Origin of the sequence: Bacillus sp. AFS053548 (assembly GCF_002575105.1) — a bacterium.
In the GTDB taxonomy this organism is placed as follows: Bacteria; Bacillota; Bacilli; order Bacillales; family Bacillaceae_G; genus Gottfriedia.
The window spans coordinates 1-26,022 of sequence record NZ_NUHI01000025.1 but is presented as its reverse complement, the minus strand read 5'-3'; the positions used below and the strand labels follow the sequence as shown (position 1 = coordinate 26,022).

Below are 26,022 nucleotides of genomic sequence, written 5' to 3'. Positions count from 1 at the left end.
CATGACGAAAAGACTATTCAACATTATAACAATATTGTGTTTGTTCACTGTATTATCTATTAATTACGGTCCTACTATAGTTTCTGATGGTTCGGAGACCTCAATTGTTTCAGATGATTCAGGAACACAACTTTATTCGGATGATATTGATCAAAGTGAGCCTACAGATGAAGGGTTTCAACCATATGATCGATCAAATCGTTCTTATGCAGATGAGCCAATTCATCCTAAGGTAGAAAAATTATTATTTATTAGAACTAAATAAATCCATTAATAAGTATCATACATTTTGTGTGGTACTTTTTTAATTAGGAGGTAGGAAAGCTATGTCTTTTGAACAATGTAATAAAGTTTATAAACAAATGAAGGATTTTAATAAAGGATGGTATATAGCTGGTGGATGGGCAATTGACCTTTTCTTAGAAAAACAAACGAGAAATCACCATGATATTGAAATCGCCATTGCGCGTAAGGATCAACTATATCTTAAAGAATATTTACATAGCTGGACGTTTAATAAAGTCAATAAAGGGAAAGTATCAACTTGGGAGAATGAATATTTAGAACTACCTATTCATGAAATACATAGCAAAAATGATAAGACAAAAGATGAATTAGAAGTTTTATTAAATGAAATCGAGTTAAATGATTGGAAGTTTAGAAGAGATGAATCGATTACTTGTAAGCTTGACTCATTTTATCGTGTTACAAATGAAGGGATTCCTTACTTGAATCCAGAAATAGTGCTTTTATATAAGGTTAGAAATACAAGAGAAAAGGATCATCAAGACTTTAAAAACGTGAAAGATTATTTGAACCTTTCACAGAAAGTATGGTTACGTGAAGCAATCTTGATACATCAATCTAATCATGAATGGCTTGAAGAATTAAAATAAAAATGTTGTAGGAGTGAACATAGATGGAAGTATTGATTAGACCAGTAGAAATAAATGATGCTAAGGCACTTCATCGTATATGCACCCAAGAAAATGTTTTTCCATATATGATATTTCTACCTAGTATGCGAGTAGACATGATGGAAAATAGAATTAGAAACTTACAAGCAAACGAATTTGAATTTGTAGCAGAATGTAATGGAGATGTAGTAGGGATAGTTGGTTTAGTGCAAAGAACAGGTCGCAGGTCTAATGTAGGAGATTTATTTATCGCAACTGATGGAAATCATCATAATAAAGGAATTGGAAAAGCTTTGCTGACGAAAGTATTAGATTTGGCAGATCATTGGTTAATGTTAGAGAGAGTAGAGCTAGGAGTATTGGAGACAAATCCTAAGGCACAAGCGTTATATGAAAAGTTTGGGTTTAAAGTTGAAGGTGTTAAAAGAGGGAATATAAAAGCTAATGGCCGATTTGTTGATGAAATTATGATGTGTCGATTTAGGCCAGGTGGTCCGATTCAATAATAATAGTTAGTAATTAAAAAAATCAGGTTTCGTTTGGGCAAATTGAACAGACCTTAAACAAAACGTTTGATATAAACTACCATTAGATGAGTGAAAGTAAAAATGAAAAATATTTGTTAGATTAAAATCGGACCGGGCAGTGATTACCCGGTCTTTCTTACTTTTAAGTAGTTTAGTATATGCTATTAACTTCATTAGCAGCCCGTATACCAGACTCAATAGCACCTTGAATCCAAGCATGGGATCGGGAAGTATGTTCACCTGCAAAGTGCAATCTACCTTCAGGAGAAGAAATATAAGAATTCAGTTCTTCTTCTTGCCCCGGTTCAAAAAATGTAAAGGCACCAACAGAAAATGGATTTTGACTCCAGTTAAAGGACGTTCCTGTTACAAATTCAGTATAAACTTGGTTCCCCCAAATCTTAGACAAGTCCCGTAAAGCATAGTGAATGCGTTCTTCTTCGGTTAAGGCACTCAATGTTAGAGCCTCATCTGCCCACGTATAGCTTGCCTTCACTACTGCTCGACCAGTGGTGCCAATCCCAGTACTGGGATAGAGTGAAAGTCTAGTAGGCAAATCGGTTGTAGACATACCACCGAATTGACCATATTTCTCCCAAAATCTACTTTTAAACTCAATTCCAATTTTTGTTGCAGACATGTAGTTTATTTCGCGAATTGCTTTTCGCTTGTAATAAGAAATCGAATGAAATGGCTCAATTTCCACAAATCTTAAAAGTGAAAATGGTATAGCTATGATGGCAAGATCTGCGTTCATAATGTATTGATTTGCGGTTTTATTGTCAGTTGTTTGGATCGTTAGGGAATTACCATTTTGAATAATTTTAGTCAGCTTTTGATTTAATAGTATATTATCCTTTAATTGAGGAAGAAACGCTTTTGGTAATAGATCCATTCCTCCTGTTATTTCATAAAATTTCGTTGCTGATTTAAAAGCGACCTGTTCCCTTAATACTTCTAAAAAGGACATTCCCATAAATGCTTCAAAATCAAGGAGCACCCCAATCATATCAACAGCACCAACTGAAAAGTACGAATTTAAAAAAGAACCAAATGAAATATTACCATACCTTTTTTCGACTATCTCCCAATTAGTTAATGGATTTTGATTAATAAAATTGATAAATGGCTGCAATGCATGATCCAATAATACATCTGAAGTTTTTCCTTTTTCGTTTGGTGCTACTGGATAATTTAAAATGTCGGGATTGCTTTTATAGTTAATTTGATTCGTTTTTATTCCATTTGCATAAATGATATCGTTTGGGGTTTCATTAATAAATTCATTTACTGGCAAATTGAACTTTCTAATATACTCTAAAGTTAAATGATGGACATTTGGGATTCGTAATGGACCAGCATTTAAATATAGCCCATCACTAAACGGGGCACGCAAAGTATATGCACGACCTCCAATTCGATCATTTGCCTCGATAATGGTGACATGGTGTCCTGCATTTTTTAATAATGAAGCTGCGGTCAAACCAGCCATTCCAGCGCCTACAATAACTACTTTTTTTGAGGATTCAGTTTTTTTAAGGCCGTTTTGTATAATTGAAATCATTTGATCAGTTGTTAGTGGAGAACTTGTCATATATTCTCCTCCTTTACAATTCCTTCATTACATTTTATTCGCATTCAAGAAAACGTATGTAATTGTTTTGAATTTGAAGGAATGACTAGTTTCGGTTGGAATTATTAATCTTTTTATAAACAATTAAAGGAGAATGCTGTCAAAAAATCTAATAATTATTAATGGATATCTCGTACTTTAATTACTTTCATACTTTGGTCGTAGACGGATTGATACTGCAGGATGTTATCTAGATTTTTTAATTTCCATAAAATGTGATTATAAGAAGTTTTTAATTGGAGGTTAAAAAATGAAAAAAGTTATTATGTCTGCTTTATTAATGATTACCTCGGTATTCGTTCTTGCTAGTTGTTCAATTTTTAACAATGAAAAGGTAAAAGAAGAAACTATTTCTATTCATAAAGACCAAGCTAAAAAATTGGATGTTAGTTTAGATTTAGGTGCCGGAGTAATGAACGTTTCAAAAGGTATAAAAAATTGGGTAGAAGGAACGATCGAATATAACAATAAATTTTTTAATCCAGATGTATCATATAAGCTTAAAGATTCCACAGGAGAAGTAAGAATTGACCAATCTAAAAAGCATTTTCCAAAAGTGAAAATTGGTAAATTAAAGAATGAATGGAATTTGAAGCTTTCGAATAAACTTCCGATAGATTTAGATGTTAATACTGGCGCATCAAAAACAAATCTTGATTTACGTGGACTGAATTTAAATGAATTAGAAATCGAGGCTGGAGTCGGGGAGCTTAATGTTAATTTAGGTGGAAGCTGGAATAAAAGCTTCGAAGCAAATATTGAAACAGGGGTTGGAAAAACGACCATCGTGTTACCTTCTGATGTGGGGGTAAAGATAAATTTAAGTAAGGGGATTGGCAAGGCAAATGTAGTCGATTTAATTTCAAAAGGAAATGGTGTTTATGTTAATGAAGCGTACGAAAACGCTGATGTTAAATTAACAATAAATGTGGATTTGGGTGTAGGAGAGGTAAACTTTAAATTAGATTAATATAAATTCAATTTAAAAGTAATAGAAAAATAGATTCATTAAAACTTTTATCTCTAAGGAGGAATTCAATGCTAAAAAATGCAGTTGAATCAGTTATTGATTGTATGGCATCAGGTAAGGGGATGTCTGATATACAAAAAATTCAAACAGAACATCGTTTTAAATTAGTTGAGTTTTGGAATATAGAAAAGGGTAGTAAAGTATTAGAAATAGGCTGTGGTCAAGGAGATACGACTGCCGTTTTAGCATATATTGTCGGGGAAAATGGATTGGTTCATGGAATTGATATTGGCCCACGAACATATGGAAGTCCAATTTCATTAGGAGATTCAGCAGACTTCCTATTACAATCGCAATTAGGTAAACAATTAAAGATGGATTTTGAAATTGACATATTATCACCAACTGTTGATTTCCATGAAAATGAGTTTGATTATATTGTTATGTCTCACTGTTCGTGGTACTTAAAATCACATGAAGAATTTATTGATGTCTTAAAAAAGATTAAAAAATGGGGCAAAAAACTATGCTTTGCTGAATGGGATACAAGAATTAGCTCAATTGAGCAGTACCCGCATTTACTATCTATTTTAATTCAAGCTCAGTATGAGTCATTAAAACAAAATAGTGAATCAAACATTCGCACCCTTTTTACTCCAAATGATATTAAAAATATTTGTGAAGCTTCAGGATGGAACATAATGAATGAAACATCTATATTCTCTCCACAGTTACAGGATGCTAGATGGGAAGTTAATAAGACTTTAGGGGATATCGATATTGAACTCAATAATATTGAGAATATGCCTAGTAAATTAAATGGACTGATTCGATCAGAAGCAAAAATGCTAGAAGAGTCTATTACTTCTAATGAAATCAAACCTTTATCGATATTTGCATTTGTAGCGGAATAAAAATTCAAAATCTAAAATGAAAAAGCATCTATATTCTAGATGCTTTTTTTACTATTGCGGATGATAATTTCTTTGATAAATATATGGATAACTTGGGTAGTAATACGGATACAAATAGATTGCTGCAACTGAAGAAAGTGGTACAGTGACCTTTTTATACACTCGGTACCTAGGGCTAAAAGTTTCGCCGTCATTTTGTCTTACTTCAAAATAACGTGATTCAGGTGAGGCGAGGTCCTCTGAGACGAGTAAGTCCGCGCTACTCGAATTGTTATCTAATAAAATCCCTTCTAATAAAGCTCTTTCAGAAGTTTGAAACACTACATGGCAGAGTTTATATTTTTTACATTTATCTTGCATATTTCGAATATGGTAACTTTCCATGGAATCCCGTTGCCATTAATCTATAAAATCTATAAATTCATGTTTGCTTCACTGTTCTACATATCCAATTTTGACGAAGCTACTATCATGAATTTATGGTTTGGTAGCAAACAATTAGGCAACGTTACCTCCTTTCTAGTTATAAAATTTTAGTAGTTTTTTACGGAATTTAGTTATTTGCTTTAGTTCCTACCTCCCTCCCAAATGTACTCATTACTAAATGTATGCTGTCAGATAAAGCACTAGAATATTGTCCAAACTAATTAATGATAAGAACAAATAATTAAAAAAAGAACAAGATGTTTCCAAGTTGTAAATTTTTTGCATTTATAGTAAAAACGTTTAGTAATTCAGTACCGAGCCATCTATAATTTTTCCTAAGGAAAATATTAATAAGCCAAAAAATAAAGTTTAAGTAAATAAAAATAAAAACATAAATTATGAATTTAGGTGAGACAATTGCAAGGAAAAGTATTAATTGTAGATGATGAAAAAAGTATTGTAGATCCATTAACTTACGCATTTCGTAGAGAAGGATTTATCGTAGAAAACGCATTTAATGGAAAAGAAGCATTAGATAAGATTCCAGATTTTAATCCAGATATTTTAATATCGGATATTATGATGCCTGTAATGAACGGTTTGGACCTATGTAAACAAATAGGAAATAAAGAAGGACTTGGCATTATTTTACTTACAGCTAAGGATGATATTATTGATCGAGTTTTAGGGTTAGAGTTTGGAGCCGACGATTATATAACGAAACCGTTTGATATTAGGGAATTACTTGCTAGAACTAGATCTTTACTTCGAAGATTAAAAAAACAATCAACACCTGATGAAAAAAAGAGCATTTCAATTAACAAGCTACAAGTAATCCCTGCTCAGAGAAAAGTGACAGTTGATGGAACAAATATAGAATTAACCCCTAAAGAATTCGACCTTCTTGTTTTATTAATTTCCAATATGGATCGAATTTTTAGCAGAGATGAATTATTAGATTTAGTGTGGGGAATGGAGTATATCGGTGGAACGAGAACTGTCGATATTCATATACAACGTTTACGTAAAAAGCTAGGTAATTCCTATCAACATTTGATTCAAACTGTTTTTGGAGTCGGATATAAGATATCTAGTGAAAATAAATGAAACTGAGTATTAAAGTTAAGTCGAGCTTATTTTTAGCCATGCTATTAATCGGAACTGTCATTGTATTAAGTATATTAGTCTTACAAGGTATCAAACAAAACCAGCAAAAACAAACTGAAGAAACACTTGCTAGGCAAAGTAAATTAGCAAATGTATATGTAAAGCAAGTTTATTTAAGTCAAACATCAGAAAATCCTCAAGATTTTTTCAAACGATATGGTCGGGAAATTGCTAGGCAGATTGGGATTATTAGTAGTCTTCATGTCACAATTTTTAATATGTCTGGAAAAGTTGTAGGAGATTCTCTTCCTTTAGAATCTACAAGAGATGTAGGAGATACCTTAAGTTATGCGTTAAAAGGTAAAATTGCATATCAGGAGAGCGGTGAAACATTATCTTATTTTGCACCAATTTATAATGCTAATAATCAAATTGGGGTTGTTCAGTTCGATTATTCATTAATTAATAATCAGAAGTTTTATGATAATACAATTAAACTGTTTATTAAAATAGGTTTAGTAACTACTATTCTTAGTTTTATTATAGGATATTTCTTTTTTAATTCACTTGTTATGAGTATTTTAAAACTTAGAAAAGTAACGGAGGAAATTCAATTAGGAAACTATCCAGACCGTTCTATTTTAAGTCGAAAAGATGAATTGGGTTATTTAAGCCAAGCAATTTTCTACATGAGTAATGAAATTCAAAAAAATATAAAAGGCATTCAACAAGAAAAGGAAAATCTGCAATTAGCTGTTGAAAAGCTTAAAGTTTTAGAAAAACAACAAAAGCAGTTTATTGGCTCGATTACACATGAGTTTAAAACCCCACTGACTGTAATTAGGGCTTATATTGATTTATTAGACATGTATTCGGATGATCCAAAATTATTAGAAGAAGCAATTAGTAATATAGGGAAAGAATCACTTCGTCTTTACGATATGGTCGAAAAAATATTAAAGCTTGCAGAACTTGAGAAATATGATTTTGAAATTGTAAAAGAAAAAGTCGATGTATATTCCCTTTTAGAAGATATCTGCTTAAGAATGAAAGGGAAAATGACTAAGTTTGGTTTATTTATTCGTACAAATTTTGAACATGCAACGATTCTTATTGATAAAGAAAGCTTTACATTAATCATTATGAACTTATTAGATAACGCCATTAAATATAATAAAACAAATGGTGAGATAAATGTTTCGAATAGGATTGAAAATAATTGTTTAGTTATTAATATATCAGATACGGGTATTGGTATTTCATCGGAATTAGTGGATAAAATATTTGAACCATTTTTTACAGTAAATAAAGATCGTTCTCGTCAATCTGGAGGATCGGGTTTAGGGCTTGCTTTAACAAAGGATTTAATTGAAAAGCAAAATGGTACGATTCATGTTGAATCGAGTGAAGGTAGCGGATCAAATTTCATCATTACATTTCCGTTAGCGAAGTAAAAGTTTACAAATTGGAAACATGAAATGTTAAAAATAGAAACATTCTAAACGTATCATAAAATTTGTACGAATGTAGGAAGGTGATGTGATGTTTAAAAAGTACATAATTAAAGTATTTTTTCTAGTTAGTACAATACTATTAATATCTGGATGTCAAAGTCAAAATGACGATATAGTAATTGAAAAAAAGCATAAAAAAATTACCGTGTTAACAGGAAATGAAGAGGTTGTAACAAACGAGTTAGCCCTTGAGAAAATAGATCGATTTGAGGGTATTCGTGGGACGGATTGGTTGGATGATCATACAATTTTAACTGAGCAAAAAAATACGAAATTACCAAAATCAGTAATGACAGATAATGGTGATTATACTTATCACATTAATTTATTCTCTTATGATCTAAACACAAACAAATCAAAAGTATTAGCAAGTGAGGAGCATGATCAAGTAGGTGCCGTAATTTCACCTGATAAAAAGCATATTTTCTATAAACAAACAGAGGATGGAAATTCTGGTACAGGTTTTATTATAAATTCTGAAGGAACTGGGAAGGTTAAAGTGTCAGAGCCAGATACCATTTATGCATTTGCGACAGAAGGACGTTGGATCGACAATCATACAATCATTTATTCAACAATATTTCAGCAAATGTATTCGGCTGATCTAAATGGACAAGTAAAAAAGATTGATGCTAACTCTGATAAAGTTAATTTAATAAGAAAAAAATACAACGAACAAAAAGTTGAATGGGTTATTCCATCTCCAAATCAAAAGCAATTCGCTATTGTTAGAAAAATTGCAGCAACGAAAAGAGAGTTGTTTATTACCGATGAAACTGGAAGAAAAACCGTATCTTTAGCTACTGGAACTCAAATTTTCGGTGCAGGCTGGTCGCCAAACTCCAAAACATTAGCTTTTTCCGTCATTTCGGAAGATAAGGGAGAAAGAGGATTATTCGTGATTGATGTCAAATCTAGAAAGATAACACAATTATCGACTGATTTAGACGAGATTGCTGGGCCAATTACTTGGAGTCCATCCGGTAAAAAAATATTGGTTTCAAAAGTGATGTTAAAAGATAATCTAAATGAATTTGTGGCATATGTATTAACGTTGAAAAATTAAGAAACGAAATAGTTTCTTCTATTAGAAAGTGAGAGAAAGGCTCACTTTCTCTTTTTTCACTTTAAGAAAGTATAAAAGCTTAGGCTCGTCAGTCGACTAGTTTTCTTTATCAATATTTTGAGCGATTATATGTTAAATCTTTGTCTAAATGTAGTAGGGGAGGTTCAGGTATCCGTACTAAAAAGAAATAGAATTTTTTTATTTAACTAATAATGGAAAATATATTTCTAGCAAAGATATAAAAAGGAGATATAAATACATATGAGGAGTCGGAAGGATAAAAATACTGAAAAAAGAAATAGTAAAAAAATATTTATTTGGATTATGATATTAGTTCTATTTGGCTGTATATCAGGATTTAGTTATTTTGTTTATAAGAAAGTTTATGAAGAAAGCAATTTAGTAAAAAGTGACACTAAAAATAAAGCTAAAAATAAAGTAGTAGAAAAACCAAAATCGATTAAAAAGCCAGCTATAAAGCCACCAGTTCAAAAGCCAGAAAATAACAATACGACAAAAAAACCAGAAAACATAGAAACGACTATAAAAATTAGTGCAGCTGGCGATTTTACACTTGGATCAGATGAGGATTTTCAATATATTAATTCTTTTCCAGCAGAAGCAAATAAAAATGGATTAGCTTATTTTACGAAAGGGCTAAATAATATTTTTAAACAAGATGATTTATCTACTGTTAATTTAGAAACGACGTTAACAAATGCAAAAATAAGAGCAACTAAAACATTTCGCTTTAAAGGGAATCCTTCTTATGCCAAAATATTAACTTTAAGTGGTATTGAAGCGGTCAATTTAGCTAATAACCATAGTCATGATTATATGCAAAAAGGTTTTGAAGATACGATTAATAATTTGAAAAAAGAAAAAATAGGCTATTTTGGCTATAACGACCAATATGTAACAACGATTAAAGGTGTTAAAGTTGCTGCACTAGGTTATGAAGGCTGGAATGATTCACCTGAATTAAGGATTAAAATTAATAATGATATACAAAATTTAAGAAAAAGTGGTGTGAAAATTATTCTAATCCATTTCCATTGGGGAATCGAGCGAGATTATGTACCGAATAGTACTCAAAAGAATTTAGCTCATTATGCAATTGACCATGGAGCGGATTTAATAGTTGGCCATCACCCACATGTTGTTCAAGGAATCGAAGAGTATAAAGGGAAATTTATCGTATATAGTTTAGGGAATTTTATGTTCGGAGGAAATAAAAATCCAAAAGATAAAGATACATTTGTTTTCCAACAAACTTTTCATCTAAATAATGGAATACTCACAAATCAAAAAGAAATAAAAGTTGTACCATTTTCAATTTCTTCAGTATCTAGCCGAAACAATTACCAACCCTTATTTTTAAAAGGCTCTGAAGAACAAAGAGTTAAGAAAAAAATAATTGATGTTTCAAATAAGATTCATGGATCTAGTTGGACTCAATATGAAAAATAAAAAGAAGGCAATCTTTGTGAAAAGATTGCTTTTTTATTGAGTGTTGAAATATATCAAAACATAATTTATTTAATTTAGTGAAGAAAATTTTGACAATTTTTGAACAAGTTCCTTTTTATTTAAGTTCGATGGATTTTATACCAAAAGTTATAGGTAAAAGTCCTTATTTAAACTGATAATGCTATTTTTTGGAAGGAATTTCTTCTTTTATAACGAATCAAAAGAATAACCTAATAGTAAGTTGATTGCCAAATAAAATTTAGGAGGAATAAGAAATGAATCTACAGTTTATTGAATTCCTTAGTATTATTTTCGTATCCTTGATTTTATCTGTGTGGGTAGAAGTTAAAATGCAAAATAAAACACACAATGTATTAGCTACAATGTCGATTGCATTTAATATTAACCTATTCATCTTAGGCATTGCGAGTATTTGGTGGATCCTTAACGCTAGTGATAACGCAAGTGTAATTTTAGGTGTTCAGTTATTATTAGCAGCATTTTTTGGAATTTTATTAATTAATATCGGAGTATTCTTTTTTGTTAGAAATAGAGTAGTTTCGTAAATTTATTATGCTCGATCAGGTTGTTTAATTTAGATAGACCTTAATTTAAATCAAGCATTACTCTATTTTAAATGAGTAATGCTTTTTATTTTTGCAGCCTTAACAAGTAGTAAATAAGGAGAAATCATGAAATTATACATTAGTAAAATGACAGAGTCCTACGCTACTGAAATTCTTAATTGGAGTTATGCCCCACCTTACGATTTTTATAATAATGAATTAAGCAAAGAAGGACTAGATGAACTAGTAAATAATCAATATTCAGCAGTTATTGACCAAGATGAGAACTTAATTGGCTTTTATTGTATTGGTCAGTCAGCTCAAATACCAAAAGGGAACGAGTTTGGTGTTTATGAAAAAAGGATGGTTGATATCGGATTGGGAGTTAGACCAGATTTAACGGGGAAAGGATTTGGGAGTGAATTTTTCAAATTTATTCTTGGGGAAATTCATGAAACGACTAATCTTTTTACATTCAGATTAACAGTTGCTAAGTTTAATAAAAGAGCGATTCGGCTTTATGAAAATTTTGGATTTAAAGAGGAAAAGGAGTTTTGTACTGAGCGTGCTGAATTTATAACAATGATTAGTGGAAACTAAATATCCCCCAGACTTTATTATATTGTCTAGGGGATAAAACTTAGCTCATAAACTCACTTACTATTAAATCATAACGGTATGGTGTAACTTCTTCATTGAATGAAAACACTGTATCTGCTTCATTTTTATTTGATACAAGTTCACCACGGGCAATAGCATGTAACTCTAATAGTTCATAAAGAGAAATACTATTCTTTTCAGTCATAGCTTCAGTTAGTATTGCTAAACTATTCGAATTGCTTTTTGCGTTGTTATAGTACTCAATATTGTCTTGTAAACCTAAATCACACCAAATAACTTTCTGTTCGAAAGTGTCAAAAATTAGTGGAATACTTATTTTTTGATCATTTGCTAGATCGAAGCGATCCATTACAGTACTAGGCTCAAAGACCTTACCAGACTTAAAATCGTCTCGTAGCATCCATCCAGCAAAACAACTAGGTAAATTACAAAATGAATGATCTGAATAACTATTTACACTTAATACAACATAACGAATCCCATTATTTTTAAGAGTAGGAATATGGCAATCTATGAACTCACTAGCCCCTTTAGGAGCACTTGTGAAATCACCACTGTGATAACATTTAAGCCGTTTACTTTTTAGCTCATAGTAAGAGATATCACTTATATAATTAAAATTATCATCGTAAAAAACTGCACTTAAATCAATATCTACAGTTCCGGTATGTACTCCATTTACATCTCCTTCTTTCCAATAAAGAAAGAATCTAATAATATCACCTTCACCAATCGGAATATGGGAACCCCGTGGAATTGTTCTAAGTGACTTACTTGCCGAACGCAATCCATTAGGTAAGGTAAAGTTACGATAGGATTCATCTAACCATACTTTGCCAAGAGATTCTTTAACAGAAAAACGTACGGACAAAGTTTTTTTAACAACATTTAAAACAGCATCGATTATAACTTCACTAAGTTTTGTTATTTTATTTTCAATTGCATAGAGTTTCGCAATATTTCCTTTAGGAAAAAAGGTGCGAATTCTTCTCTCATCATTACGTTTATTAAAATGATTCCATAGACTCAATAGAACCGGAGTTGACACATCCTTACAAACGATTGAAAACTGTGAAACAATATATTGTTGGTCATTTTTTTCAGTAAATGAACGCAAAACAAAATCTAGTTTTCTAGCAAACTCTCCAGGACGTTTTATTAATTCACTTGTTAATTGAGTGAGATTTTTTTCACTTAAGTATTTAGTAATTTTACTTTGGTATGTACTTACTTGTTTTTCGTTTCTAAGTATACTGAATAAATTTTCAGCATGAGGAAAACGCTTCGAATATTCACCAGGATGTAGTTTTTCTCCAATTCTTATCCATACGTTTCGTCTTTTAACCATTTCTTCAATTGCATGAGGGATTTCATTTAATAATGAAAGTACTAATTTACGATCTTTTCTACTAAATGAGATAAATTTAGTATTCATGCTTAAAGAAGGATCGCCATCACTTAATGCAACACAAAAGCGTAAAACATCTGTTGCCGTTTTTAAATAATTTGCGATTTCATTAGCGTTTATTTTTTTAGATTGATACAATAGCTTCAGTACGATAACCATTTTTTCTTTTGATAAAAATAGTTCTGGTAATAAGTTTAGTGGTTTATTTTGAGTTAAAAGTATAAATTGAATATCCTCAATGTCTTGGGATTTAAAAGAACCAGTACTATCAATTAATCTTTTAATAATTTGATTTAAATCATCTTGTTTTGCAAGATTAATTATTTTTAGGTCTTTTTTATTTCTAAGTGATGGTCGATTTTGAATAAGGGTAAGTGGCTGAATATTAAATATATAGTACAATAAGCTGTTCATATAAATTTTAGCTTCATCAATTTTCATTACGTCATTAGGGAAATTTTTGTAAAAAGGAATGTGGTCAACGTCATAGCCTAATTCGTGAGTAATAATTTCCTTGAAATCAATAAACCAAGCAATAAATTCTTGATCATTCCATGTTTGCAAAATTTCTATAAGCTCAAGTGAAAAAGTGTAACCGAAAGCTTCAAGTTGCTTCAAGGCTGTTGCCAGTAATGGATTTGAGAGGTTGTTTTCTTGTTTTTCGATATAGAGGGAATTTTTTCTTCGGAAAAGGATGTTTGTTTGGTTCATGTATGGCCTCCAAATTTTATAATAAAAAAAAACGAGGAAATGATTGAATCTAGAAAAAGTACTTAGAGTACAAACCTAATAGAAGGAAGATTCAATATAGCCTCGTAACCTTATCAATTCTGATAAGGAATACAGGAAAGAGACTCGCTAGACGCTCTAATCAGTGAATGTAGAAGGAAGCTGAGTCATAGCCTGTTATACTAGTTTAGTATGTATGAAAGCGTTTTGCAACAGATAACATTTTCTTGTTGTTAAAGGAAATTCATAATGTATGGCGGTTTTTCAATTTATAATAATTTAATAACTTAAGGAAAATATAAGTACGTAAAATTAGATTGACATAAAACCAAATGGTTGTATATAATTTCAAATATAACCAAAAGGTTTTATATTCACTAGAAAGAAGGATTGAAATGGGCGTACAAAACCAAGTTGAAGATATTAAACAAACTCTTATATATAATGCACCTATTCAAAAAGTCTGGGAGGTCGTATCAACATCGGAAGGTATATCTGCATGGTTCATGCCAAATGACTTTAAACCAGTCGTAGGTCACGAGTTTCATTTGCAAGGTCCATTCGGTCCATCACCTTGTAAAGTATTAGAAATTGATGAACCAAATCGAGTATCGTTTACTTGGGATATTGATGGATGGGTAGTATCATTTAATTTAAAAGATTTAGGGGATCAAACTGAATTTACGTTAATTCATAGTGGATGGAAAACTGCTGATGAAATTCTTCCAAAACCAAACCAAAAAAGTGGTATAGTACGCGACAATATGAATGGCGGTTGGTCTGGTATTGTTCAGAAGCTTAAAAAGGTTGTTGAAAACTAGTGTCTAGTTCTGCACAAAAATATGACGTATTTCAAGCGATAGCCGATCCTACTAGAAGAGAAGTACTTAAATTATTAGCTAATAATGAATTGCCGATTTCAGAGATATCAAATAATTTTCCAATGAGTCGAACAGCAATTGCAAAACATCTCCATATCCTTTCAGAAGCTGAATTAATTAGTGGAAGAAAAGTTGGCAGAGAAAGAAGATACAGACTACAGCCAGAAGCATTTTTAGAGATTAAACAATGGTTATCATATTACGAGCAATTTTGGGCAAATAAATTATCCATCTTACAACATCTAGTTGAAAATAAAGAAGATCAAAGTATAAAAGTAGTTAAATTAAATATGGACAATAATGAAGAGTAATTTCAAAACGAATCTAAAGTGGGTTCGTTTTTTTTGCATAGACATTTTTAGTTATATCTATATAATAAACTAATGTGGCAAAAAATTATTATGAATAAATAGTTTCATACTTGGGGAGTTAAGCAATGCATAAAAGTATATATATTTTAGCTATTGCAACATTTGTCGCAGGAACCGTTGAGTTTATTATCACAGGTTTACTGTCAATGATTGCAGGGGATTTACATGTTTCAGTTGGTGCGGTTGGGCAATTAGTTTCAATTTTTTCAGTAGTATTTGCTTTTGGGGCTCCTATTTTTATAGCGATCACTTCAAAAATAGAACGTAAAAAATTACTATTAATCGCATTAGCTGTATTTTTCTTTGGAAATATTCTTTCCATCATTAGTCCTAATTTCGCTGTATTATTAATCGCACGTATTATACTTGCAGCAAGTTGCTCGGTTGTAATTGTTGTTTCAATAACGACTGCAACAAACATCGTTTCGCCTGAAATTAGAGGTAGAGCAATTGGCATTATTTTTATGGGGATTAGTTCATCTCTAGTTTTTGGTGTCCCATTGGGTACAGTGATCGGTGAAAACTTCGGTTGGAGAATGACATTTGTTTTAGTCGGTTTATTAAGCTTACTGGCTATGTTAGGGATTTATAAATTCTTACCGAAAGTTAAAGGCCAGCCTACAATCCCATTGATTAAGCAAGTAGCAACACTTAAAAATAAACGTATTTTATCGATTCAACTAATTTCTTTTTTACAATTAACAGGGCATTTTACAATTTATACTTACTTTACACCATACTTAATGAAAACGATGGGATTATCTACTAACATGATCAGTATTGTTTTACTAGTTTTTGGCATGGCAGGAATTTTAGGTGGATGGTTAGGTGGTTGGTCTACTGATAAATTTGGTGGAAGTAAAACATTAGTGTTTAATTTAGGGTTATTAGCTCTTTCTATTTTAACTTTAACATTCGCTCCTAGTTCAATTATTAGTTTATTTATTATAGTTGTTCTTTGGGGAACTGTATCTTGGTCAATTAGTCCAGCAGTTCAAGATAGTCTAGCGAGGGTGGCAAAAGATTCGGCTGATATTCAAGTCGGATTAAATAACTCTTTTTCTCATACAGGAATTGCTTTAGGTTCAAGTTTAGGTGGGATCCTAATTACTCAATATGCAGTAACAATGAACGCTTTAGTAGGAGGAATTATTGTTATTTTTGCTTTACTTTCTTCGATTTATTCTTTTGTTTTAACAAATAAAGTGAATGAGACTAAATTAATATAAAAAAATGAAACGATGCGTTTTTTATTGCATCGTTTTTATAATTTATTTTTCAGAATTGGTTATTCTAATAATGAAGTTTTACGACATAAAACTAATATAAATTAGAAGGTGATTTTAATGGAAAATAAACCGGCGCATTATGATGGTAGTGGAATTAATAATGAAGTATTTGAACAAAACTCTCAACAAGAGGATATTCAAGTAATAACAGAAGAAATGAGAAGTAACTTAAGCGGTAATCCTTATATTTTTGAGTAATATTTGAAAGCGATACCTTGAGTATCGCTTTTTTATTTACACTTTTTGAATTTGACTATGTTATTTAACTCTTTCATCAAATATGATTAATAGAAGAAGGAGGTATAAAAATGAGTTCATTTGCAAAAACGCCTAATCCTCCATATTATGCTGTAATTTTTTGTTCTAAAAGAACGGATGGAGATAATGGGTATAGTAAGATGTCTGAAAAAATGGTTGAATTAGCATCGAGTCAACAGGGATTTCTAGGAGTAGAAAGCGCTCGTGATCATGAAATGGGGATAACAGTTTCATATTGGGAGTCATTAGATGCCATTAAGATATGGAAAGAGCACGCAGCTCACAAAGTTGCTCAAGAACGTGGAAAAAAAGACTGGTATGAATCCTTCGCATTAAGAGTGTGTAAAGTTGAAAGGGATAATTTTTTTGAAATGTAGTCATTTAATAAAATGATTAGTGGTTTAGTTGTAAAAAATATTAAATAATTGGAATAAATTTGAATGAAAATGATAGTTATTATCAATACTATATATAAGAAAGGGCAACCTTCTAATTAGGTTACCCTTAAGACAATTACATTCCAGCTTCAAATGTTTTACAATCTGTTTCAGCATTGTTTTTAGCTTGTTTCCCTTTATGGCTCACAACATAAATGGAATCCGCACTACATTTGTTTCCAGAAGCCCAAAATTTACAGTTATCAACTTCGCAAAGTACATCTTTTGCCATTATAAGACACCTCCCTTAATTTTATCATTTACATTAATAAAGGGATTGATACATCCATTCTCTCTTTTTTTAATGTAAATTAATTCAAGTGAGAAACTCTAAAAAGGCAATTTAAAAACCTTATCTAAATGCGATAAGGTTTTTAAAATTATGCACTCCTTTAACTTGGTTAAACAAAATGGAATTTGAATATAATAACATTAAAACCAGATAATGATTATTTAAGTAATTATTTAATTTTATAAAGTTAAAGTAATTTAATAAGAAACAACTTATTAAAGTAAAAGCTCAACATATATTTACCTATAACTTATACCTATCTCTTCAATGGAAAATAGAAAAGGATAAAATTGTATACCAAAACTAGTTATTTATGGTATAATTTCTTGTAAAATATACTAATTAATATCTTTTGGTATACCAAAGTTGAAGAGAGGATGGTGATACAATGTTGAAGTATGTGTTTGGATTAGTAATTTTTTTATATTTATTTTCCTCTTTGTTCCATTGGGATTTACAATTTTTTATTTCTTCTTTATGTGCCTTTATTGTTCTTTATACGATGTTTACAGTTAAATCGCTCGTTAGAACAATAGGGAGTATTTTTTTACTTATAGGATTGATTCTTCTTTGGAGAAGCAATATGAGTATAAAAGAATATATCCTTTCTTTCGGTCCAATGCTGGATTTGCTTACTATGTTTGCAGTAATTCCAATATTAGGTTTTCCGGTTAAATTGGGAGGATATGCAAAAGGCATACAAACGATCATACAAAAGAAAGTAAACACATCTGGTCAGTTGTACATAATGACATCAGGAATATCTTACTTTTTAAGTATGTTTATGAACTTGGCAACTCTACCAATGACTTACTATTCTATTCAACCATCCTTAAGTCTTTTTTCTATAAAAAAAGAAGATCGTTTTATGAGTCGAGCAATTACACATGGATTTGCGATGCCTCTACTATGGGCTCCTATTACACCAATCGTAGGTATTGTAATTGGCGTAACTGGGGTAAGATGGGTATCTATTTTGCCATATGTATTACCGTTAAGTATATTGGGGATTGTGTTAGATTGGGTATTGGCATCAAGGAATTCACGGAAAAGTGTTACGAAAGGACTTAGAAATGATTTAGTAAAAGATGAAACTGCTGCTTCACTTGAAGATGTAGTTCCTCAAAGAAGAGTTTTTCATATTTTCATAGCTATTATTCTATTCAATCTCATTATTTCATTTGCAGAACATCTTTTTTCGTATTCTTTTGTTATTATCGTATCAATTCTAGTAATTCCATTTGCTCTTGGTTGGTCTGTTCTTATTAAGCAACAAAAAGTATTTTTACATAGTTTAAAGGAATATTTTTATTCCTATTCCTTTAAAATGAAAGACCAATTTTTTATCTTTTTGTCAGCTGGTTTTTTTATTTCCGTTGTAAAAGGTACGAATATAAATGAAACTGTCAATATAGCAGTCACTCATTTTAAAGATATTGTAGGACCAGAGGTATTTTTAATTCTATTACCATTAATTCCGTTAGCATTTGCGTTTTCAGGATTACATCCAGCAGTAACCTTGACGTTAATGGCTGAAGCGCTTGATCCACAAAGCTTAGGTATTTCACCGTATATTTTAACGGTGTCATTACTTGCCGGAGCCATTTCTGCGTTTTTAGTAGGTCCATATAATGCAACAATCGGACTAATGTCGAGCATCGTAAAAGAGAGCTCTTTTAAAGTATCGAATTGGAATATTCCATATACAATTGGTTATTTACTAATTGTTATGTTTTATTTGTTTGGTTTAGAGTGGCTTATATAGAGGAATCGAAGGGACAACATTATGATAGTTGTCTTTTTTTATTTGTAAAATTAAGAAATAGCACTGAAACAGTGCTATTTCTATGTAATCTATACAGTTAGTACGTCCGACTTCACTAATTTTGAATGCTGGGAGTCCTCGCTGTTTCCTTGAGCTTTTACTATTTCGTATAGCTCTTCTTGTGCTGCTTCAATCGTTTCAAATGTCTCAAAGAACTTTACGCGAATATCATTCACGTATTCTTTTCCTTCATACTTTTCGTAAAGTTTAATTTTAATATTGTTGTCTAACACTTCGGCAATTGTATATTTAGCTTTTAGTTCGTTAAAAAAGTAGAAGTGGTATGTTTCGATTGCCTTTAATCCCTCGTTATCTACAATAGTTTGAAACGTGTCTTTATTCGTCAAAACAATATACTTACCCATCTTTGCACACTCCTCATCTAATTATGTAGTATTGAGCATAAGGTATTTTGTATACCAAATTTCTATTCATAGTGTAATACAGAAAAAAATATTAATCAATATAATTTTCTGAATTTTTAATAAAAACGATGAACGGTTATAATAAAAAGTTTTTTTGAATAGACAAAACAATTAATGTTAAAGATTTCCAAATAAATAATAGTATTTACTTTCTAAAAAATTCGAATTATAATCAGATTAAATTTTTTAAATTTTAAGAAAATTACATTGGAGGGATACATATGCCAAAAGTACGCTTGCATGTAGAAGGAGAAATTATTGAGCAAGAAGTGCGTAATCACGCGAATTTAGTAGTGTTGGCAGGCATCCGACAATTCCCGAAACTGAAATACGGGTGCGGGATGGGTAAATGTACAAAATGTGCATGTAGAGTGCTAGAAGGAGCAGAAAAGCTTGATCCGCCAAACTGGAAAGAGCAGAAAATGCTAGGTGAAAAGGTTGAGGAAGGCATTCGATTATGCTGTCAGTTAACGATCAAAGATGATATTGTCATTTCACAAGAAAATATAAACGCCCCAATACCGAAAGTTGCAAAGTCAGTAAATGCACAGTAATTTTTTTGCATCATCTAGGTATACAAAATACCTCTTTAATTTAAAGGTTGAATTCATAGGACGAAAGTTGAAGGTTTTGTAAGCGGATACAACTATGAAAGGGGGTGAAAATATGAAATCATATTTATTAACTGAGATGACGTGGGAAGAAGTAAAGGATGCACTACATACTGTAAAACTAGCAATAATACCAATTGGTGCACACGAACAGCATGGCCCTCACATGGTTGAAAGCTGTGATGCTGTACTAGCTGAGAAAATGGCTGAAAAATTAGCTGAAAAAATGTATCCTCATGTAATTGTAACGCCTACTGTCAATATGGGAGTCTCGCACCATCATTTAAACTTTCCAGGAACCATTTCATTGCAACCGACTACGCTTATAGCCATTTTAAAAGATATGATTGGATCTCTTAAACATCATGGTATTCAAAAATTTTTATTATTAAACTCTCACGGTGGCAATCAGTCAACTTTAAATGTTGCTTGCACCATGTTGTCAGAAGAGCTAGGCTCAGAAATCTATTATGCTAAAACGACTGCATCTGCCAAACTTTCAATCTCAGAATCTATTCACTCGCCATTGTTCGGTCACAGCTGTGAACGAGAAGTGTCAGAAGCACTTTACTTGGCTCCTCACTTAATTAGACCTAATAAAATTACTAAAGGAAGCATCCAAAACGAAGGTAGATGGAAGAAGCTACGACCTGGTAATGCTATTCAAGGTTTTTATCGATACGAAGAGATGACGACTAATGGTTGCATTGGGGATGCAACGAAAGCAAGTTATGAAATAGGGGAAAAGATTGTAAGTGAAGCACTCGAAAACCTTTCAAACGAACTCCAAAAGTTATTACATCTAGAAGAAGAATGTAAGTTGTAAGTACCTATAAATGAGAGGGTGGGGTTTATGGATTTAACTGTTGCTCACTGGCTTTATGGTATCATGACACTTGTTGTAATTGTGACTATGCTGTTTCGAAAAGGGGTTGTATTGCCTACCATCATTGGAACCTTTCTAGTTTCTATTGCTTATAAAGGATCAGTGGTTGGTGGATTTCAAGCGTTGTTCAATGCAAATCTTGTAGCAGCAAAGGAGCTATTTACCATCTTTTTAATCATCACTTTTATGGTGGCATTATTACATTCCTTAAAAGATACTGGTGCAGATGAAAGAATGATTGCTCCGATGCAAAAGGTAATGAAAAACGGACATATTGCTTTTGCTGTCCTATTAGTCGTCACATACGTCATTTCTTTATTCTTCTGGCCTACTCCTGCTGTTCCGCTTATTTGTACGTTATTAGTACCTGCGGCTATTCGTGCTGGTTTATCGCCAATTGCTTGTGCCATGGTTGTTTCAATTGCAGGACAAGGTATGGCATTATCTTCAGATTATATTATGCAGATCGCTCCAATGCTTACTGCAAAATCAGCAGGTATTCAAACATCAGCTGTGTCAGGTAAGGTCATGATTCTCTCTTTAATTACAGGGGGAGTTGCAATCACGATTACGTACTTTACTCAACGCAAATCAATCGGTAAATCAGAAAGTGAAGCTTCATTGCAAAATTTACAGTCACTTGTAAACAAAAACTCTTCCGCAAATGAAATAGCTGCTGCAACAGAAGCTACTTTGGATGATAGAGAGCGTGAAAAGTGGGGGAAAATCTTTGCTGTATTAGTCCCACTATCACTACTAGCAGTTATCATATTTATGTTTTCAACGAAAATTGGTAATGGTAAAATGAGTGGTTTTGAAGGAGGAGACGGTGCAGCATTTATCGGTGGTGTTGCGACTATGTTGTTAGTAGTAACATGTGTAGCGTTCCGTCGTTTACAAGCTCTTGATAAAATTAGTGAGCATATTACAGAAGGATTCGTATTTGCATTTCGTGCAATGGGACCAGTTATTCCGATTGCAGCATTCTTCTTCTTAGGCAGTTCGGACTTTAGTGGTACCATTTTTTCTTTAGGAGAAAATGTAGCAAAGCCAGCATTCTTAGTTGATTTAGTTCAGGCTGGTCAATCTATCATTCCACATAATTCGGTTTTAACGGCGTTTGGTCTATTAATTACTGGAGCGATTACTGGGTTAGAAGGTTCAGGGTTTTCTGGATTACCGCTAGTGGGAGCTTTATCAGGAGCATTGGCTCCAGGTGTTGGAATGGATCCTGGAACGCTAGGGGCTATCGGGCAAATGGGATCTGTTTGGACAGGTGGTGGAACGCTAATTGCGTGGTCATCATTGGTAGCGGTTGCTAGTTTTTGTGGAGTGAATGTTTTAGAGTTAGCTAGGAAAAACTTACTTCCTGTTGCTACAGGATTAATAGTCTCTACCATTGTCGCTCTCGTTATATGGTAGAGCACCTCTTTAAAATTTAGAAAAGTTAGAAAATTTAATAAAAATGTATTTACAAACAAAAAACAATGGGTTACTATAAGGTTAGTTGGTATACCAAATACAAAATACAAATAAATACCTCGTAATTTAGTAGCTTTTATAGGTGTTTTAAGTGGTTTGGTATACTTCGATTGTTTAACTAAACTATTAAACTACATAAACATATTGGAGGAGGAGTTTGGATGACTAGATTATTATCTAAAGATGAGTTTCGTAAGGAGTTAGAAGAAGCGATTAAAGGGAACCACAGCCAAAAAGCACCTTTTACTGTAGCATGGGCTGAAGGAAAATTAGAGCGTAGTCACTTCGCTCGCTGGGCTGAAAATCATTACCATTATGTTGGACCTTTTGCAGATTATTTAGCTTATATCTACCATAACACTCCAAACTTACCAAAATATGAAGATGCAAAAGATTTCACATTACAAAATATGTACGAAGAAGAGATCGCTGGCGATCGCCATACAGATTTATTAATCCGATTTGCTGAAGCTTGTGGAACAACTCGTGAGCGTGTATTGGATCCTAATAACATGGCTCCAACAACGCTAGGTTTACAAAGTTGGTGTTTTGCGGTTGCAGCACGTGAAAACTTCGTAGTAGCAACTGCAGCTTTGGTTGTAGGACTTGAATCTCAAGTTCCAGACATTTATCGTAAGCAAACTCCAGCATTACGTGAGAAGTACAACTTTACAGATGAAGAAATTGAGTTCTTCGACTTACACATCGTATCAGATGAAATTCACGGAGAGCGTGGATACAAAATTGTACTTGATCACGCTGATACTCCTGAGTTACAACAACGTTGCTTAGAAGTAGTTCGTACTGGTGCAAAAATGCGCCGCATGTATATGGATGGCTTATGGAGAGAATATCTTGAAAAAGATTTAGGTGCTCTAGTACAAGCATAATAATTAGAAAATAAAATGGCAGTTTCCGTCTAGGGAACTGCCATCTTGTTCAGAAAGGATGATAAATTTGCTAACTACTAAACTAGAAACTTATAAAAATTACATATCTGGAAGTTGGGTCGAGTCTGTAAATAATAAAACGTTCCAAAGCGTTAATCCTTCTAATAAAGAAGACATTGTCGGCACATTTCAAGCATCGACAGAACAAGACGTGAAACAAGCAATTGATGCAGCAAGCCAGGCTTTCCCTGCATGGGCACAAACTCCACCTTCTAAACGAGCTGCCATTTTAAATAAGGCGGCAGCAATACTTGAACAGAGAGTGGAACAACTAGCAGAAGAATTAACACGAGAAGAAGGAAAAGTGATAAGCGCGGCCAAACAGGAAGTGCTTCGCTCAGCGGAAACGCTTCGTTATTACGCAATAGAGGGACAAAGCTTTACTGGGGAAACGTTCCCGAATGATGATCCAAATATGAGAGTCACAACAGAAAGGGAGCCTCTTGGTGTTATTTCAGTCATTACACCATGGAACTTCCCATTATCCATACCATCAAGAAAAATTGCTCCGGCATTAATAACTGGAAATACAGTTGTTTTCAAGCCTTCATCTGATACACCTTTAATTGCATTTCGACTCGTTGAGGCGCTACATGAAGCTGGCATACCAAAAGGTGTAATCAATTTTGTAACAGGAAGTTCATCCGATATCGGGGATATTTTAGTTAAACATCCTGCTATACGAGGCGTTACTTTCACTGGGTCTACTAGCGCCGGGGAACATATTCATAAAAACACATCCTTTACTACAAGAACGCAAATGGAGCTTGGTGGAAAAAATCCTCTAATTGTAATGGATGACGCAGATGTAGACTTAGCAGTTAACTTAACAGTGAATGGAGGCTTTCACCTTACTGGTCAAGCATGTACAGGCACTAGTCGTGTAATTGTTATGAAGGAAGTAAAGGAACAATTTGTGCAGAAATTAGTAGAAAAAACAAGTGCTTTAAAAATTGGCGACGGCTTTGACGAAAGTGTCATTATTGGACCTCTAGCAAATGAAAAGCAGTTAAAAAACGTGCTGAAGTATATAGGTATTGGTAAAGAAGAAGGGGCTACTCTTGAATATGGAGGCCAACAGCTTGCATATGGACATTACGAAAATGGCTACTATATTGAACCGGCGATCTTTACGAATGTAAAGCCCGATATGCGCATTGCTAAAGAAGAGATTTTCGGCCCGGTTGTTGGAGTAATTGAAGTAGAAAGCTATGAAGAAGCCGTTTTAATTGCTAACGATGTTGAATATGGTTTATCTGCATCGATTGTTACTAATAATTTGAAACTCGCTCATCAATTTACTAAAGATGTTCAAGCAGGGACAGTTAAAGTAAATCGCACGACGACAGGTAATTTGATGAATGCACCATTTGGTGGAGTAAAACGCTCTAGTACTTCTACATTCCGCGAGTCAGGCAGAGTTGGACTTGAATTCTTTACACAAATAAAAACAGTCTATATCGGTTACTAAAGGAGGGTTTTAAATGAAAAAAATTTTAAAATTAGAACTAGATGAAGCAAAGGTAATGATTGAAGCTGCTAAGAAGAAATCTGAGGATATCAACGTTCCAGAGACGATTGCAATTGTAGATGACGGAGGATATGTCATTGCACTTGAACGAATGAATGGTGCTCGTATTACAGGTCCTGAAATTGCTATTGCTAAAGCATATACAGCAGCAGGGCATAAACGCTCGACTCATTTATTTAATACAGAACCAAACGGACCAGCTCTACCAGGCAATGAAGCATTTGGAATACAACATATGCTAAATGGAAAATTTGCAATCTTTGTCGGCGGTTTTCCAATTGTAGTAAATGGAGAAGTCATTGGTGGCGTGGGGATCAGCGGTGGAAATGGAGAGCAGGATACAGCGGTCGGAACAGCTGCTTTACAAGCATTGCAAGAGTTTCTTTCAAATGACGGTTATGAAGTTGTTACTGATGCAGACATTAAAAAATAGTACTTTGGAGGCGGTTAGGTGTTGATCCTACATCGCCTTTTTTGGTGTACAAACATTTGAATAGTAAACTAACTGGGATTAAAGTTTTTATTTAAAGGCAAAAAAAGTAGTTAGCTATAAGAAGATTTACTTATAAAAGAAAGATAATAGAGATCAAAGGACTATGAATAATTTACATAGCAAAGATCCTTGTGTAAGGATGAAAGGTAGGTATTTCATTACTTCTACTCGATTAGTCTAATAAAAGATAATATAATAGAAATATTAATTTACTTTTGAAAAAATGGTGTTACACTATTTTAAAATAGGCAAGAATTAGGAGGTTAACAACAGTTAATTTAAATTTATAAAAATTTCACAATTTGTTCTAAATGCAAATTACTCATTGTGTTTATATATACATGAGGTGAGTAATTTGAAAACTGATTCGATAAGTGGAACTGAACAAACTCTTAATAATGTGAATAAAACATTGATACTTGC

General features: G+C 32.6%; 28 protein-coding genes. 23 read left to right on the top strand and 5 right to left on the bottom strand.

Annotation, left to right across the window (positions count from 1 at the left end; translation table 11 throughout):
• Window position 1: 1 nt before the first annotated feature.
• From CN946_RS12925 to CN946_RS12915, 3 genes are all read left to right on the top strand, one after another.
• A complete protein-coding gene (locus tag CN946_RS12925) occupies window positions 2–265 on the top strand; it encodes a hypothetical protein (RefSeq protein WP_098861489.1) in 264 nt (87 codons plus the stop codon).
• Window positions 266–326: 61 nt separating this feature from the next.
• Window positions 327–896 carry a nucleotidyltransferase domain-containing protein gene (locus CN946_RS12920; protein WP_098861488.1) on the top strand — a complete coding sequence of 190 codons (570 nt, stop codon included), beginning with the start codon at window positions 327–329 and terminating at the stop codon, window positions 894–896.
• Window positions 897–919: 23 nt separating this feature from the next.
• On the top strand, window positions 920–1,423 hold the full coding sequence (locus CN946_RS12915; RefSeq protein WP_098861487.1) for a GNAT family N-acetyltransferase: 504 nt from the start codon (window positions 920–922) through the stop codon (window positions 1,421–1,423).
• Between the two features lie 172 nt (window positions 1,424–1,595).
• On the opposite strand, the gene CN946_RS12910 is transcribed toward CN946_RS12915, so the two are convergent.
• Window positions 1,596–3,038, bottom strand: a complete 1,443-nt coding sequence (locus CN946_RS12910) for a flavin monoamine oxidase family protein (protein ID WP_098861486.1) — start codon at window positions 3,036–3,038, stop codon at window positions 1,596–1,598.
• A 289-nt stretch (window positions 3,039–3,327) separates the two neighbouring features.
• On the opposite strand from CN946_RS12910, the gene CN946_RS12905 reads away from it, so the two are divergent.
• Window positions 3,328–4,047, top strand: a complete 720-nt coding sequence (locus CN946_RS12905) for a toast rack family protein (protein ID WP_098861485.1) — start codon at window positions 3,328–3,330, stop codon at window positions 4,045–4,047.
• A gap of 68 nt (window positions 4,048–4,115) precedes the next feature.
• The gene (locus CN946_RS12900) at window positions 4,116–4,961 is read left to right on the top strand and encodes a class I SAM-dependent methyltransferase (protein ID WP_098861484.1); all 846 of its coding nucleotides are present in this window, start codon (window positions 4,116–4,118) and stop codon (window positions 4,959–4,961) included.
• A 51-nt stretch (window positions 4,962–5,012) separates the two neighbouring features.
• Here CN946_RS12900 and CN946_RS12895 read toward each other — a convergent pair whose 3' ends face one another.
• Window positions 5,013–5,345 (bottom strand): hypothetical protein, encoded by a 333-nt coding sequence (locus tag CN946_RS12895; RefSeq protein WP_098861483.1) that lies wholly within the window; start codon window positions 5,343–5,345, stop codon window positions 5,013–5,015.
• A gap of 459 nt (window positions 5,346–5,804) precedes the next feature.
• On the opposite strand from CN946_RS12895, the gene CN946_RS12890 reads away from it, so the two are divergent.
• The 6 genes from CN946_RS12890 to CN946_RS12865 all read left to right on the top strand — a co-directional run bounded on the left by CN946_RS12890 (window position 5,805) and on the right by CN946_RS12865 (window position 11,710).
• Window positions 5,805–6,494 (top strand): response regulator transcription factor, encoded by a 690-nt coding sequence (locus tag CN946_RS12890; protein WP_098861482.1) that lies wholly within the window; start codon window positions 5,805–5,807, stop codon window positions 6,492–6,494.
• Window positions 6,491–7,948, top strand: a complete 1,458-nt coding sequence (locus tag CN946_RS12885; RefSeq protein ID WP_098861481.1) for a sensor histidine kinase — start codon at window positions 6,491–6,493, stop codon at window positions 7,946–7,948. Before CN946_RS12890 ends, CN946_RS12885 begins: the two co-directional genes overlap by 4 nt.
• A gap of 88 nt (window positions 7,949–8,036) precedes the next feature.
• A complete protein-coding gene (locus CN946_RS12880) occupies window positions 8,037–9,074 on the top strand; it encodes a hypothetical protein (RefSeq protein WP_098861480.1) in 1,038 nt (345 codons plus the stop codon).
• Between the two features lie 261 nt (window positions 9,075–9,335).
• Window positions 9,336–10,544, top strand: a complete 1,209-nt coding sequence (locus CN946_RS12875) for a CapA family protein (RefSeq protein ID WP_098861479.1) — start codon at window positions 9,336–9,338, stop codon at window positions 10,542–10,544.
• 275 nt (window positions 10,545–10,819) lie between these two features.
• Complete coding sequence (locus CN946_RS12870; protein WP_098861478.1) at window positions 10,820–11,110, top strand: hypothetical protein; 291 nt, start codon at window positions 10,820–10,822, stop codon at window positions 11,108–11,110.
• 126 nt (window positions 11,111–11,236) lie between these two features.
• Window positions 11,237–11,710: a GNAT family N-acetyltransferase gene (locus tag CN946_RS12865; protein ID WP_098861477.1), complete on the top strand. Its 474-nt coding sequence runs from the start codon at window positions 11,237–11,239 to the stop codon at window positions 11,708–11,710.
• A 40-nt stretch (window positions 11,711–11,750) separates the two neighbouring features.
• Here CN946_RS12865 and CN946_RS12860 read toward each other — a convergent pair whose 3' ends face one another.
• On the bottom strand, window positions 11,751–13,850 hold the full coding sequence (locus tag CN946_RS12860) for a TerD family protein (protein ID WP_098861476.1): 2,100 nt from the start codon (window positions 13,848–13,850) through the stop codon (window positions 11,751–11,753).
• Between the two features lie 413 nt (window positions 13,851–14,263).
• On the opposite strand from CN946_RS12860, the gene CN946_RS12855 reads away from it, so the two are divergent.
• From CN946_RS12855 to CN946_RS12840, 5 genes are all read left to right on the top strand, one after another.
• Window positions 14,264–14,689 carry an SRPBCC family protein gene (locus tag CN946_RS12855; protein WP_098861475.1) on the top strand — a complete coding sequence of 142 codons (426 nt, stop codon included), beginning with the start codon at window positions 14,264–14,266 and terminating at the stop codon, window positions 14,687–14,689.
• Window positions 14,689–15,060 (top strand): ArsR/SmtB family transcription factor, encoded by a 372-nt coding sequence (locus CN946_RS12850; protein WP_098861474.1) that lies wholly within the window; start codon window positions 14,689–14,691, stop codon window positions 15,058–15,060. Before CN946_RS12855 ends, CN946_RS12850 begins: the two co-directional genes overlap by 1 nt.
• A 125-nt stretch (window positions 15,061–15,185) precedes the next feature.
• Complete coding sequence (locus CN946_RS12845) at window positions 15,186–16,349, top strand: MFS transporter (protein WP_098861473.1); 1,164 nt, start codon at window positions 15,186–15,188, stop codon at window positions 16,347–16,349.
• A 117-nt stretch (window positions 16,350–16,466) separates the two neighbouring features.
• Window positions 16,467–16,607, top strand: coding sequence for a hypothetical protein (locus tag CN946_RS23490; RefSeq protein ID WP_176547316.1), 141 nt, complete (start codon window positions 16,467–16,469; stop codon window positions 16,605–16,607).
• 110 nt (window positions 16,608–16,717) lie between these two features.
• Window positions 16,718–17,044 (top strand): antibiotic biosynthesis monooxygenase family protein, encoded by a 327-nt coding sequence (locus CN946_RS12840; protein WP_098861472.1) that lies wholly within the window; start codon window positions 16,718–16,720, stop codon window positions 17,042–17,044.
• A 136-nt stretch (window positions 17,045–17,180) separates the two neighbouring features.
• On the opposite strand, the gene CN946_RS12835 is transcribed toward CN946_RS12840, so the two are convergent.
• Window positions 17,181–17,336 carry a DUF1540 domain-containing protein gene (locus CN946_RS12835; protein WP_069033300.1) on the bottom strand — a complete coding sequence of 52 codons (156 nt, stop codon included), beginning with the start codon at window positions 17,334–17,336 and terminating at the stop codon, window positions 17,181–17,183.
• Window positions 17,337–17,979: 643 nt separating this feature from the next.
• Between CN946_RS12835 and CN946_RS12830 the strand changes: the two genes are divergently transcribed.
• Window positions 17,980–19,161, top strand: a complete 1,182-nt coding sequence (locus tag CN946_RS12830; protein ID WP_286133921.1) for a hypothetical protein — start codon at window positions 17,980–17,982, stop codon at window positions 19,159–19,161.
• Window positions 19,162–19,250: 89 nt separating this feature from the next.
• Here the strand turns inward: CN946_RS12830 and CN946_RS12825 are convergent, their stop codons facing one another.
• Window positions 19,251–19,586, bottom strand: coding sequence for a hypothetical protein (locus CN946_RS12825; RefSeq protein ID WP_098861470.1), 336 nt, complete (start codon window positions 19,584–19,586; stop codon window positions 19,251–19,253).
• Window positions 19,587–19,867: 281 nt separating this feature from the next.
• Here CN946_RS12825 and CN946_RS12820 point away from each other — a divergent pair, with 281 nt between their 5' ends.
• The 6 genes from CN946_RS12820 (at window position 19,868) to CN946_RS12795 (ending at window position 25,539) form a co-directional block, all read left to right on the top strand.
• Window positions 19,868–20,200 (top strand): 2Fe-2S iron-sulfur cluster-binding protein, encoded by a 333-nt coding sequence (locus CN946_RS12820; RefSeq protein ID WP_098861469.1) that lies wholly within the window; start codon window positions 19,868–19,870, stop codon window positions 20,198–20,200.
• Window positions 20,201–20,312: 112 nt separating this feature from the next.
• Window positions 20,313–21,083 carry a creatininase family protein gene (locus CN946_RS12815; protein ID WP_098861468.1) on the top strand — a complete coding sequence of 257 codons (771 nt, stop codon included), beginning with the start codon at window positions 20,313–20,315 and terminating at the stop codon, window positions 21,081–21,083.
• A gap of 27 nt (window positions 21,084–21,110) precedes the next feature.
• The gene (locus tag CN946_RS12810) at window positions 21,111–22,565 is read left to right on the top strand and encodes a hypothetical protein (protein ID WP_098861467.1); all 1,455 of its coding nucleotides are present in this window, start codon (window positions 21,111–21,113) and stop codon (window positions 22,563–22,565) included.
• Window positions 22,566–22,786: 221 nt separating this feature from the next.
• The gene (locus tag CN946_RS12805) at window positions 22,787–23,515 is read left to right on the top strand and encodes an iron-containing redox enzyme family protein (RefSeq protein WP_056471818.1); all 729 of its coding nucleotides are present in this window, start codon (window positions 22,787–22,789) and stop codon (window positions 23,513–23,515) included.
• Between the two features lie 58 nt (window positions 23,516–23,573).
• A complete protein-coding gene (locus CN946_RS12800) occupies window positions 23,574–25,046 on the top strand; it encodes an aldehyde dehydrogenase family protein (protein WP_098861466.1) in 1,473 nt (490 codons plus the stop codon).
• Between the two features lie 13 nt (window positions 25,047–25,059).
• Window positions 25,060–25,539, top strand: a complete 480-nt coding sequence (locus tag CN946_RS12795) for a GlcG/HbpS family heme-binding protein (protein ID WP_088012216.1) — start codon at window positions 25,060–25,062, stop codon at window positions 25,537–25,539.
• The last annotated feature ends 483 nt before the right edge of the window (window positions 25,540–26,022 follow it).